14 protein-coding genes and 1 tRNA gene are annotated in these 12,448 nt (G+C 37.3%); 3 read left to right on the top strand and 12 right to left on the bottom strand.

Features of this window, described 5'->3' with window-relative positions; translation table 11 throughout:
• Positions 1-155: 155 nt before the first annotated feature.
• Positions 156-590, bottom strand: a complete 435-nt coding sequence (locus tag RT761_RS07085; protein ID WP_218113371.1) for a PspC domain-containing protein — start codon at positions 588-590, stop codon at positions 156-158.
• A gap of 130 nt (positions 591-720) precedes the next feature.
• Here RT761_RS07085 and RT761_RS07080 point away from each other — a divergent pair.
• A tRNA-Arg gene (locus RT761_RS07080) sits at positions 721-797 on the top strand.
• Positions 798-889: 92 nt separating this feature from the next.
• Positions 890-1,813 carry a tyrosine-type recombinase/integrase gene (locus RT761_RS07075; RefSeq protein ID WP_218113370.1) on the top strand — a complete coding sequence of 308 codons (924 nt, stop codon included), beginning with the start codon at positions 890-892 and terminating at the stop codon, positions 1,811-1,813.
• A 36-nt stretch (positions 1,814-1,849) separates the two neighbouring features.
• Here the strand turns inward: RT761_RS07075 and RT761_RS07070 are convergent, their stop codons facing one another.
• From RT761_RS07070 to istA, 9 genes are all read right to left on the bottom strand, one after another.
• Entirely contained in the window at positions 1,850-3,163 is a 1,314-nt protein-coding gene (locus RT761_RS07070; RefSeq protein ID WP_218113369.1) for a potassium channel family protein, read from the bottom strand.
• A gap of 277 nt (positions 3,164-3,440) precedes the next feature.
• Positions 3,441-3,878 (bottom strand): hypothetical protein, encoded by a 438-nt coding sequence (locus RT761_RS07065; protein ID WP_218113368.1) that lies wholly within the window; start codon positions 3,876-3,878, stop codon positions 3,441-3,443.
• Between the two features lie 12 nt (positions 3,879-3,890).
• The gene (locus tag RT761_RS07060) at positions 3,891-4,331 is read right to left on the bottom strand and encodes a Panacea domain-containing protein (RefSeq protein WP_218113367.1); all 441 of its coding nucleotides are present in this window, start codon (positions 4,329-4,331) and stop codon (positions 3,891-3,893) included.
• A gap of 177 nt (positions 4,332-4,508) precedes the next feature.
• Complete coding sequence (locus RT761_RS07055; protein ID WP_218111299.1) at positions 4,509-5,963, bottom strand: IS4 family transposase; 1,455 nt, start codon at positions 5,961-5,963, stop codon at positions 4,509-4,511.
• Positions 5,964-6,045: 82 nt separating this feature from the next.
• The gene (locus RT761_RS07050; RefSeq protein ID WP_218113366.1) at positions 6,046-6,318 is read right to left on the bottom strand and encodes a DUF3303 domain-containing protein; all 273 of its coding nucleotides are present in this window, start codon (positions 6,316-6,318) and stop codon (positions 6,046-6,048) included.
• Positions 6,319-6,724: 406 nt separating this feature from the next.
• Positions 6,725-7,009: a hypothetical protein gene (locus RT761_RS07045; protein ID WP_218113365.1), complete on the bottom strand. Its 285-nt coding sequence runs from the start codon at positions 7,007-7,009 to the stop codon at positions 6,725-6,727.
• A 32-nt stretch (positions 7,010-7,041) separates the two neighbouring features.
• Positions 7,042-7,380 (bottom strand): hypothetical protein, encoded by a 339-nt coding sequence (locus tag RT761_RS07040; protein ID WP_218113364.1) that lies wholly within the window; start codon positions 7,378-7,380, stop codon positions 7,042-7,044.
• A 391-nt stretch (positions 7,381-7,771) separates the two neighbouring features.
• On the bottom strand, positions 7,772-8,515 hold the full coding sequence (gene istB, locus RT761_RS07035; protein WP_218113363.1) for an IS21-like element helper ATPase IstB: 744 nt from the start codon (positions 8,513-8,515) through the stop codon (positions 7,772-7,774).
• The gene (gene istA / locus RT761_RS07030; RefSeq protein ID WP_218113362.1) at positions 8,508-10,061 is read right to left on the bottom strand and encodes an IS21 family transposase; all 1,554 of its coding nucleotides are present in this window, start codon (positions 10,059-10,061) and stop codon (positions 8,508-8,510) included. Before istA ends, istB begins: the two co-directional genes overlap by 8 nt.
• Positions 10,062-10,322: 261 nt before the next feature.
• Here istA and RT761_RS07025 point away from each other — a divergent pair, with 261 nt between their 5' ends.
• Positions 10,323-10,496 (top strand): helix-turn-helix domain-containing protein, encoded by a 174-nt coding sequence (locus tag RT761_RS07025; protein WP_218113361.1) that lies wholly within the window; start codon positions 10,323-10,325, stop codon positions 10,494-10,496.
• Between the two features lie 110 nt (positions 10,497-10,606).
• On the opposite strand, the gene RT761_RS07020 is transcribed toward RT761_RS07025, so the two are convergent.
• Together RT761_RS07020 and RT761_RS07015 are read right to left on the bottom strand one after the other, a co-directional pair.
• Entirely contained in the window at positions 10,607-11,794 is a 1,188-nt protein-coding gene (locus RT761_RS07020) for a hypothetical protein (protein WP_218113360.1), read from the bottom strand.
• A gap of 64 nt (positions 11,795-11,858) precedes the next feature.
• Positions 11,859-12,065 carry a helix-turn-helix domain-containing protein gene (locus RT761_RS07015; protein WP_218113359.1) on the bottom strand — a complete coding sequence of 69 codons (207 nt, stop codon included), beginning with the start codon at positions 12,063-12,065 and terminating at the stop codon, positions 11,859-11,861.
• Positions 12,066-12,448 lie beyond the last annotated feature (383 nt).

Raw genomic sequence — 12,448 nt, 5'->3', positions numbered from 1 at the left:
TTTTTTCTTTTTTTTCCCTCTCTCCTGGTTGGAGAGATTTCCTTCTTTCCTTTCCTCTCCCCTGGTGGGAGAGGATTAAGGTGAGGGGGAAATTTTTCCTAAATAATTGGCTTCATTATCATTTAATGCTGCAAAGTAACAAGGTAACCTATCCGCTAAGATTTTTTCCTTAAAGTAATGACCAGCAAAATACCCAAGAAAATTAAAATGACTGGAAAAGCTACCTTACCAAACCAGGGGAAAATTGGGAACCACCAAGAAAAGGCATAGCGTGCCACCCAGATGATCCCAATCACAATTAAAACCCAGGCAAGAAGCTCGAGATTTTTTGCTCGCTTTTTCTCATCTTCCTCTTTTTTTTCCGGAGTCACCTCAATAGTTTTATCATCCTGCTCTACCTCACCTGATGGCTCTTCGGGAACGATTATCCAGGCAATAATATACGCTAATATTCCTGATCCACCGGCAAAAATGAGAGCAACAGCAACTAATCGAATGATTGTCGGATCGACTTCAAAATATTTGGCTATTCCAGAACATACTCCACCTAAAATTTTATCAGTTCGCGAACGGTAAAGTCTTCTATCCAAACCATTATCCCCCTTACTCAATAATATCTTCGTTCTATTATACTATTTCTTATCCAGCTGAAAAGTTTATCTCATTTGAAACTTGACGCGCAGCTCATAAGGCTTTAGAATAATTTCGCAATTCATCCTCGCGCCTGTAGCTCAATAGGATAGAGCAACGGACTTCTAATCCGTAGGTTGGGGGTTCGATTCCCTCCAGGCGCGCCAAAAGCTTCGTAAAGCCAAAAATCCATTTTCAAAATTCTTCATTTTTCCATTAAAAACCTCTGAGTCCGCTGCTGTTAGAAAGGGGTTTTAAAATGGGAAAAACGCTAAAATTGCTCATCATCTTATCCTGGATGGAATATCTCTCTGAGTTTCTCACGGAAAAGAAGGTCCAGGGGTGCCGGGAAAGAACTATCAAGGATTATCGGCTTCACGTTTCTTACTTCTTTAGGAATTTTCAGGGGGATGTTGACGATTACCATTCAATTTGCAATAAGGTTAAGGAATATTTTTCAACTTCTAATATCGCCCCCTCTACTTTTAACATCCGGAGGGCTTACCTCAAGTCCTTCTTTTCCTACCTGGTAAAAATTGGAGTTCTTCCTAAAAACCCCATTGACTTCTCCAAGAGAAAGGATGAGGGGAAGGCTCGGAATGTTTCCCAGGATGTTTTAATTGAGCTTTTAAAACTCCCCGATAAGAAAACCTTTGCCGGCCTCCGGGATTACTGCATTATTCTCTTAACCTTGGATACCGGAATACGTCCCCAGGAAGGGTTATCGCTGCTTCCTCAAGATTTTAACCTTCCCGGCCTTGAAGTCACCATCAGAAAGGAAATAGCCAAGACCAAAGCCACTCGGACCGTTCCCATTTCACCCTTGACCGCTACCTATATTCAGAAATTATTAAAGGTCCGCCTTTCCACCTGGAATGATAATATACCGGTTTTTTGTTCCTATGAAGGAAGACCTCTTCATGAAACTTCTTGGGCCCATCGGTTAAAACAATATAGCCATCAACTTGGCCATTCTATTACTCCGTATTCCTTGCGCCATTCTTTTGCTCTTCTATACCTTCGCAATGGTGGAAATGTGTTTACATTACAAAGAACCATGGGCCATGCTGATTTAAATATGACCAAACGGTATTTGGCGTTAAATGGGGAGGATTTGAAGAGGGAGCATAAAACCGCATCACCGGTAAATCTGTTTAATAAGAAGAGAGTGAAGAATATATAATAGTTAGATAACGAATTTATTACTAAATAGAAGAGATTACCTTCCTCCAGTTCTTCGGGCAAATGTGTAAATAAACAAAGCCATCATAAATGCTCCAATAAATGCTTCAATACTGGTTAATAACCTAAGTGTTGGAATTGGTTGAGGGGAAAGGTCACCAAACCCTAGAGTGGTAAATGTAACAATGCTGAAATAAAGGCAATTGAAAATATTTTTACTGGTTCCATTATTTATCAAGTTATCTACAATACCAAAATAGGTATAAAGAAACGTAAAAAGTAAGATTATTCCTCCTGAAACTATAATCACATTACCGGGTCTTTCTCCATATCCATAAAGTAGATTGATAAACCAGGAACAAAGCCAATTTTTAAAGTACTTCCATTCTCGTTTATTCTTTTTTCCTGTAGTTTTTGACTCCTCTGTTGCTTGTTTAATCTCTTCCTGCTCGTAGTTTTTGCCTTTACAAAATTTTTCCCAGAAGTCTTTCCTTTCCATGTCCTTTTCTTTTTTAAATGCCCAACTCTCGTCTTCATATCTTCCTATTGAATGAAAATTATTCTTGAGCAGTAAATAAGTTTCTCTCGCTTCACCATATTTTTTTTCATTTTCAGCTTGAATATGTTTTTCAATGTTTCCCTTTATAATCCATGTATTTCTTAATCTGGTTCCATTAAAACAGACCTGAGTATTATCGCTTAAAAATATCCCACTCATATTGACATTTTCTAAATAAGCATATGTAAAGTTTATATTGCCTTGAAAAAAGATATTTGAAAAGTTTGTACCTTCAGAGAAATGAGTATCAAAAAAGTTACCATATTGATTAAATTCAACATTGTCAAAAATTGCTCCTTTCTCAAATCTTACTTCTGTGAATATTGTTTCTCCATAAAAATATACAAAATAGAAATCTACTTTTTCATTAAATTTTGTTCCGTCAAAAGATGTTTTTTTGCTGAATATAATTCCAAAAAAAGCAGTGTATCCATTAAAATGACTCCCAATGAAATAAGATTCTCCATAAAAGACAGTATCGTCAAAAGAAGTTGATTCATTAAACTGAATATCATAAAAGGTCATTTTTCCATTAAAAACTGCTTTTTCAAATGAAGCATTTATAAATTTCTTAATATTGTAATCTCTATTAAAATCTATATCACCTATAAAGACAAATCCATTAAAATTAAAATCAAAGTTCTTATCTTTAAGCAATAGCCTTAATTCTTCCTTAAATTCATCTTCGTCTTTTTCCTCTGCTTTTGCATGAAAGATACATTTTCCCTCTGTTGAAGTATACAAGGAAGGTCTTCCGCATATTGGACATTGATTTCCCTTTTTTTCTTCCATACTTATCCTCATTCTTAAAATTTGAAAAAAATTCTTAATTTACTATAGATTATAATTAAATTGCTATATTTCTCAATTAATTACTTTCTAATTGAATAATTTCATTCATGATTAGAATCGAATAGAAAAAATATCAAATATTTTTTTCAACTACGAGCAGGATATTATAAATCTCAAAAAAGGTATTGGGTGCTTATAAGGGAAAATACAAAGAAGGTGAGTAAAGAGGCAAACCTTTTAATATATTTACACGGAAAAAAAGAGAAAGGAGTAACAGTTAAGTATGTTTTTTATGTGAAGGACAGACCTGATGGTTAGGGTCCCACCACAATATTTTAAAGATGTACCGGTCTTGAATTCCCCAAATGCGGCCTTTACCGTTTATATGAAAAGAAACCACTTCATCAATGTCGTCTTGTTTTAATACCTGTAACCTTTGCTGAGCCTTTTTACATAAATTATTTACAGGTATGAAATGGTTATTTCTGTTATTTAAAACTTCTCCCCATGTCATCATTTCATAACATGACAAAATCTTATGGACCTTATCCCAAAAAATATCTAAACTAATATTTTTCCAATGCCAAAGACCTTCTTTATCCATAGTTCTAATATGCCAAGTTATCAACTTACTAATAATACTTTCTGGTTCTTGTTCGTTCCTTGGTGATTTTCCTTCAGGAGGGTTAAATTTTCTTGATGGTTTTTTTCTCATAGAAACGATTTTTTAAAAATCTGGTGACAAGCTACTATAATACTCTGCCATTGATTCAAGAGTTATTTCTCTATTGCTTCTTTCGTCATTAGAAATACCAGCTCGGGTATTTTTCCAAGGGTCTTCCATGTGAGTTAAATCGCTTAACCATCGGGAAGACTTTTTTCCATAATAAACTAATACAGCCTCTACTGTTTCTTTTTGATTTTTATTAAGTTTTTCTGGGTCCCCATTCGGTATTGAATCAACAATATATTGTCCCTTGTGAAATTCAAAAAGTGCAGGTACCACCGGACCGTTTGACCAGGCCTCAATTCTTTCTTCAAATAGAGGAGTATCGTCCCACACCAGAGACCAAGCTTGGCAATAGTAGACAAGTTTTTGAAGCTTCATTGCAGTTATTGGTCCCAATTGGTCAATAATAAAAGCAGCTACATCAAACACACTAACCATTTAAACACCCCCCTCATATAAATAATAGATTATTTTCATTTTAAATTCAATCAGATAATTATAGAAATAATCAGATAATTATAATGAATTATAAAAAATTGGCTTCACTTCAAAAGGGTTGAAACGAAAATATCCCCCGGAACGATTTCTCTGTCCCGGGAGGTAATTATTAGTAACTCAACTTTCGCAGTTCAATAATAGCACTTTTTCTCTCAACCATGCTGGAAGACTATTTACAAAATAGATGAGTAGCTCTTTGACTTTTTCTTCTGAAAGGACAAGAATCTGTTTGATGGTCGTCTTCAGGAGCTCAAGAAGAAGAGTGAGTGCTTCCATAAGAGTGATATCCTGAATTTCATCATAGCAGGCATAGAAAAGCTCGCCAAAGGTTCGGGGATCGGTGTTTCTCCGGGCAATAACCGCGAGCATGATATAGCGGATAAAGACGATACTGGTATGGGATACCAGAGCATCATAGGATCGAACCTGAAATTCCCGAGTGAGTTTCAAGACCGATTTCACCATCTTGAAGAAAACCTCGATATCCCAGCGTTTCCCATAGAGGGTGACGATCTCGTCTTCAGAAAGAGACAGATCAGTTGAAAGCAGTGCCAACCATTGAGATTTTTGTTTTTCACTTCGGACAAAGACAATCCGAGCTAAAAGTGGTTTCCCAGTGAGATTGAGATTCACGACACCCGATCCAATGATATTGCCGTGTGGTCTTTTCTGAATTCTGGTGAAAAGAGAGGAAAGAGAAAGAACTTTTCCACCAAAAGAATAGTAAATTTTTGGGGTGTTTTTGAGCATGCACACCACTGATAATCCGCGAAGAGCACATTTGCGGATGAGGGCTGGAAAACTGAACCAACTATCAAAGAGAATAGTTGAGACCAAAGGACAGTGTTTCAAGGCTCCATCCAGGAGGTTGAAGAAGACATCTGGAGCTTTTTCTTGGGATTCTTTCCGAAGACGAGCTCTTTTGTTTCGTCCATCAACGGAGGCATCCATGGGACAGAGCTGGTTTTCTTTTTGGTGAGAACTTAACAATGAAAAAGCAAAGGGAATGAATGTAGCACCATCGGTGAGTCCTAAAGTGAGCATTCTGAAACCCCGACTGAACCGTCCTTGGGCGTGATCATAGAATCGAGAGAGCCCTTCAACTTTCAAGCTCCGAGGCCGTTCATAGGGGGAATCATCCACCACCCAGGTGTAGCGTTTCAAACTGGTAAAAGGAAGGAGCGCTTCAGAGACTACTTTGGTACTCAAAAGAAAGAGCAATTTTCGCCAGCTCCCACTGGTCTTGTGGAGGAAACGGTAAAGAGTGTCTTTCTTTCCTTGGAAAAGGGGATGTCGAGATTGGAGAAGACCAGCAACGTTTTTCTGAGTAAAGACTAGGAGAAAGATCATCTGAAAGACGTCTTTGACTGGGAACCCTTTCTTTTTGTTCATATGGCATTTTCGAAACAGTTGGTTCACTTTAAACTCCTTCATAAAGGAGGAAAACATGGGTAACAAGGTCCTTTCATTTTTCAAATTTTCTGGTAGGATAGTCATGAAGACACCTCTCTCTTTGTGGTGATTGGTTTTTTTCCTTAAGTCAATTCTACCAGAAAGGAGGGGTGTTTTCATTAAAAAACCCTTTAAAATCAAGGTTTTTCAGCATTTATTTTAGTGCGAAAGTTGAGTTAGTAACTATTTATTATTTACATGCTTATTTCATCATCTCCTGGATATTTTTCATCCCTTCTTCCGCAGTAATTGCAGGATAAATACTGATATCAAAAAAATCATCCCAATCTGAAATGGCATTTAACATTAACTGCACGTTATCGGCTTCAATAATCTGGACCACATTGGGGTATTCATTCGTGAGCCAATATTCACCGATTAACTTTGTTCCTTCCGGAGCTTTCCAGGTCATCCGACGCTCGGTTCTTTCTTTGCTCGTCCCACCTTTGGCGTTACACAACACAACAAATAACATGATTCTCCCTCCTCTATTAAAATTCCCATCCTGGAAGGAATAGCGATAAAATGAAGATATCACATTCCTTCCATTAGGGTAATTCTTATATATTCTTCCAAAGATAGATTAACCTATCTCAATCTTTGCTCGAGGAATTTTTCTTTGACGAAATAAAACATTTCAGTTTTGTAAAGGTGGAAGTAAGTTAATTAAGAATTGTCATGGTGTGTGGTTATTCTGGGGTAATTCATTTCCAAAGAATTTAATATAATTTCTAAATGAACATTATAATTTTATAACCAAATATATGCTGAATTATTCACGCTTAATGATTATTTCTCTAATGAAAAAGGCCAGGGAGATGAACCCTGACCTTATATTTTTTATAGTACAAACTCTACTACTATTTCTTAAAAATTTTAATTTATCCCCTGGGCATCCACTCAATTACCGTTACAAGTAAAAACCGTATCCCATCGGCAAATCCCAACTTGTAACTTACTTCTTCCATAATGGCTCCCATGTCACAGCTGGTGTTGGAAATTTCGTTAAACAACTGAACGGATTCTTTGGGGAGATTATTTTTTAGCTTTTCTGAAAGAATGTGCTCTTTCCCTTGAAGTCCGTCATATTCCTTGCCATAGCATCCCTTTTTTCCCGGTATCCGTTCCAAGGCTATTTGATTGAGGATTTCATTAAGGCTCATCATTTTCTTTCCTCCTTAAAAGGGAAGGGCCCGGATTACTTCAGGCCTTTCATTAAATAAACCTGTGGATTTTCGGTTTTTACTTCGGCCGGCTCTTTTACTTTGGCCAAAACGCCTTGGTGTTGGATAATGAGCTTGTGCATTTCGGCCATGATTCTCGCTTGGACCACGTGTTTACAAACCTGGCCGTGATAAATGCTGTCCGGGCAGCTGCACACGCCTTCAACGTAGTCCACCAGATATGACCCTTTGTGATTCTTAATCCGGGCTAGGTGGTTATTGATAAACTTAACTTTGTAGTCCTGATGGAGAAGGCCGAACAGAGCTTTTTCTACCCGGTCCTCGGTAGTGGTGTTGAGCATTGCTTTTAACATGTGGAAGACCTCCCTTTGTTAATTTGTTCTGCTATGTGTTTATTGTCTTATGATAAACCCAGTAGTATGATGTTTTAGACCCATCGAGTGCACCAAATAAATCCACTAGGTGCATACGTTAACTCCATAGCTATATATGACGGTTTAAATGAACCACAATAGCTATAAGCCCACTTTTCCGAATCATGAGTTTTACTGTTCTGAGAATAGTACTCTTTGATGGGTAGTTTGAAGGAACAAGATTAAGATTTCTATAGAACACCAGATGCCGAGGCTGTGGAGAGCGTGAACAACATGTTTTGGTCGGAGGGTTGTCCACAAGAGGTCGGTACTATCCATCAGCCTCTTTAACCGGCAGACATAAATACACTCTTAATTACTTAGTTCTGGCTCAATTTTTAATCCCATGTCGTTCCCTCATTGACACTTTGCCGTCAATAAGGATGGTATAGGAATCATGGACAATACGATCAAGAATGGCATCTGCTAGTGTATCTTCGCCGATCTTTTCATGCCACCCACGTGGAGCAAATTGGGTGCAAAAAATAGTAGAAGCATTCTGATGTCTTGCTTCAACGATCTCAAGGAGATCCATTGCCTGGGTGTCTTTAAGTGGAGTTAAGAGCCATTCATCCAAAATGAGTAAGCCAACCTTTTTGTACTTCTTCATCACCACCTGATAGACACCTTCACCTCGAGCCACTGACAGTTCATCCAGAAGATCCGGTAGTCGGATATACTTAACGGTATAATAGTTGCGACAAGCCGCCATACCAAAAGCACAGGCAACATAAGATTTCCCGTTTCCAGAGGCACCCATGATGATGAGGTTGCGTTTCTCCTGGATGTAAGCGCACCCAGATAGCCGTAGGATTTGTGCCTTATCTAGTTTCCTGTCGGCATGGTATTCAATATCTTCAATGCTAGCCTGAGGATAGCGGAAATCTGCTTTTTTAATGAGATGGAGCAGTTTATTGCTTCTGCGTTTAGCCCATTCCACATCAACAAGAATACCAACCCGTTCTTCAAACGATAGCTCCTGATATTTCTCATCAGACAGTTGGCGTTTGAAAGCATCCGCCATAGCGGAGAGTCGCATGTCATGCAGCTTGTTCATGGTCGTAGAATTAATCATTGTCTTTTCCTCCATAGTAGCCGGCACCCCGGACAAATCCGTAGATGTTGGGATTGTCTTTTGTCGCTTTTTGTCGATCTGATTGGACTGATATTCTATCCTGACCGGTTTTGAGGATGGTCTGGATGATTTTGAAACTCGGACTGGGCGTGTAACAAAGTGCCCGCTGGCACGCTTCTTCAAAGCGGGATAAAGAATACTTGTCAGCGAGTTTCATAAGCGATGTACAAGAACGGTAACCTTGTTTCTCAACTCTTGATGCTGACAAAAGAGCATTCACCACAATGACGGCATGAGGTCCAATGGAAGCAGCCCAATTCCTAAAATGATCAGCATTTACAGCCAGGTACTGTTTATGTTTCTCTGGCATGTGATCCGGTACCGTGACAATCTGGCCTTCCTGACCGCGAATCCGAATATGGGAAGCAATGCGATGATTGTGGTAAAAAACTTCAACAGTTTTGCTGGTTATACGTACCTCCACTTGATGCCGGATGTACTCATAGGGCACTGAGTAGTGATTTTTATCCACAATTATGTGATAATCGTACTGTACGGACGCCGTTGACCAGGTGGCAAGCTCGTATGGGGAAGTAGGCAAAGGCAAAAGCAGTGCTTTTTCCTCTTCTAGGAAGGCGCTTTTCCTGCTTCCCGGCTTCTTTTGAAAAGGTTTCTGGTTGAATTCTTCCAGCTTAAGACGGATGGCGCTATTCAGTTCGTGTAATGAAAAGAACTGTTGGTTTCGCAAAGAGGCAATGATCCAGGTGGAAATAATACCCACCGTACTTTCGGCATGGGGCTTGTCTTTGGGGCGCCTGACTCGGGCTGGAATGACTGCTGTCCCGTAATGCTCGGCCATTTCTTGATAGGTTCTATTAATCTTGGGATCTGGTCGAGAGGCTTTATCTACACTGGTTTTTAAATTGTCTGGCACGAGGATTCTGGCCACTCCACCAAAGTATTTGAACGCATGAACATGAGCATTGACCCAGCTTTCCATATCCATTGACAGGAAGGCTTCTACATAGGCATACTGGCTGCAAGATAGGCTCGCTACGAAGATATAGGCTGGAATAAGTTCACCGGTTAGATTATCAACAATAAAACCAGTCTTTCCAGCCCAGTCCACTTCCAGCATTTCACCGGGTTTGCGCTTAATGCGCATAGTGGCTTTGGTGGTATTGGCATACTTATGATAATACCGACAGAATTGGCTGTACATGAGTGGGATTTCACCATTGAAGCGGCATTGTTCATGGTACTCATGCCACAACAAACTTAAGGTGACACCACTTTTGGCCATTTCTTTATGAACATATTCGCAATCCGGTATTTTTCGATTGGACTGACTCCTTTTTTCCGGAAAAAGGAGTTCCTGAAGATCTGCATCCGACATGTTTTTATCGAAAGGCCATGAAATCTCATGCCTTTCTGCCCGTTCAACCACATTACGGATTGTGGTCCATGAGCACTGGCAACTGGCAGCAATGCCACGTTGACTCACACCTTGGCTGTGAAGCCGAAGAATTTCTCGATACTTGATCATTTATTTGATCAGCCTCCTAATGAAGATTTACACTTTACAGTGTATTTCCTCATTATATGTCAGGTGGATCGCTCCATGACCAAGGTGGGCCTATTTGATACTCATGGTGGACCTTTTTGAGTATACGAGTGGGTCTATCCCAAAATATTACTCAACTATGAATTTATTATATTTGCTATATATTGCTTTGTCAATAGTTATGTTATAATACTTTGACTTATTTATGAATACTTTTTATAATAAATAAAGGAGATGATACATATGGATAAAGATTTTTTGACGGTCAAAGAAGTGGCTCAAAAACTAAATGTATCAGAATTTACAATAAAAAGGAGAATTAAAGAAAAAAGGTTGCGGGCTTATAAATTTGGTGGTGAGTATAGAATTTCAGAATCTGATTTACAAGAATTTATCAAAAGTTCTATGGTAAAATAGTTTTGGCTGGGAACTCGGAAGTTTTTTTGTTCTGCTAAATCATAAGACCTCCAAATGAGCTCCTAGCCATTTTATTTTTTAGATAATTTTTTGTTAAGATGTTTTTAAAATTATAAAAAATCTTTAAATACAGTCGATAATCCGCTTAGGTTGGCTGGATAAATAGCAATATAATCAATCTTGTTTTCTGCTAATAAAAGCAGTTTCTCTTCAACTTTTCTGTCATATATTTTGTCCCCTGATAATCCGAAATATTCAATATATTTACCATTTATTATCCAATCCGCTCTTCTTTTCCCAGATGGATTGTATATAAAGTGCTTTGGGTAAAATGGTTCACGTTCGTGTTTTATTTTATGATTGGTTAACCAATTATCTATATATTGTTCCTCGATGGAATGACAAACGTGGCCATCAGATGCTATACATCTAATACCCCTGGGAGTGATTAAAACTCCATTGGGTAAAGTTTTTGTAATGACTAAAGCTTTAAACCATGAACCAAATTTACTTTTAACATGCTTTATGCCTCCCATGTTTGCGTAAGCTCGAAATACATCAATCAACTTGCCTTTTTGTATTCTTGAAGTAAAAGAAATATTTACTGGACTTGCTTTTGAATCAGGTATAAATCCACATTTAGATATAAATAATGGTATTAATTCATATAATTCCTTCTTGTTTGGAGACATCAAAACCTTACAACAAAAACAACATTCCTTACATCCATTTGAACCTAAATAAACCCATTCTGGTAAATCTATAATTCGAAAATTGCTTCTACAAAGTTTGCATAATACATATTCTTTATAATTTTCATACCAATTTAATAAATCGTGAAATATTTGTGAATCACATAAACTAATTAATACCTCTTGCTCATAAATATGGTATGAGATTCGATAAACCATATCAAATTTATCTCTAACTTTTACATCATATCCCCAGGCTTCAGACAAAATATTCTGAAATTCCGATACGGCAAAGTCATGTTTCCCACATTCACTTATAATCCTATCTTTTATTGATTTAATAAAAAAAGTTTCAACAAAAATACCATGCTCTTTAAGGAGATTTTTTATTAGTGTTTTATCCTCAGAATTTCTAAAATTATTACTTATAAATTCATTTAATTTTGTTCTTGAGAGTCTAAAAATATTTTTTAGCCATTCATCTCTTCTTTGTTTTTGAAAATCATCGAGCTCATTTTCAATTAAGTAATTACCCCAATATCCAGAGGCTATATTCCATGGGTATTTTTGTGGTTTGTTCAAAACAAGGTAATCTGGTTTTTTCATATAATTTCAAGTAACCAATCTTGTTTAGTATTTATAAAAAAAACAAAAAATCTCCCTTGATTTCTCACTTTTTTCTTTTATTCCTCGGTTTGGTCCTGGTGTTTAAGAAATCCTCGATATCTTCCTGGGTGGAATACCAAGCATTCCCCAATTTAACCCCTTTCATTCTCCCGGATGAATAATAACTCCGGATAGTGACATCTGTAATACCAAGCATTTCTGATATTTCCTTGATGTTATAATACTCTTTCCCAAATACAACTTTTGGCATACCCTCACCCCATATCACTTAAAATATGTTATAATTATTTTATCATAGCGTTCTAAAACTTATAGATATTCTTCTTTTTCCCCACCACCACCTTCTTTTTCTTTACATAATGTCGGTTATAGGAACCAATGTAAAATAAATACCATCCACTTTTTAGCATTTCATTAATGAGAGGATATAATTTATATTGATATATAGCTATATTTTAGGTGGTAGAAAATTATATTTATTAACACATTTAACAGTGAATAATGCTCTTAAATTATGCTGTTTTACCATACTTTTGATAAGTATTTTCATAGTTTTGTAATATTTTAAATTTGTGGAGGAAAAAAATGGAGGGTTATTCTCTACTTTAGGAACCTATATAGTTTTTCCTCTCT

This window comes from Atribacter laminatus (assembly GCF_015775515.1).
Lineage (GTDB): Bacteria > Atribacterota > Atribacteria > Atribacterales > Atribacteraceae > Atribacter > Atribacter laminatus.
Note: the sequence above shows the minus strand (reverse complement) of the source record. Positions and strands in the feature narration are given on the sequence as shown.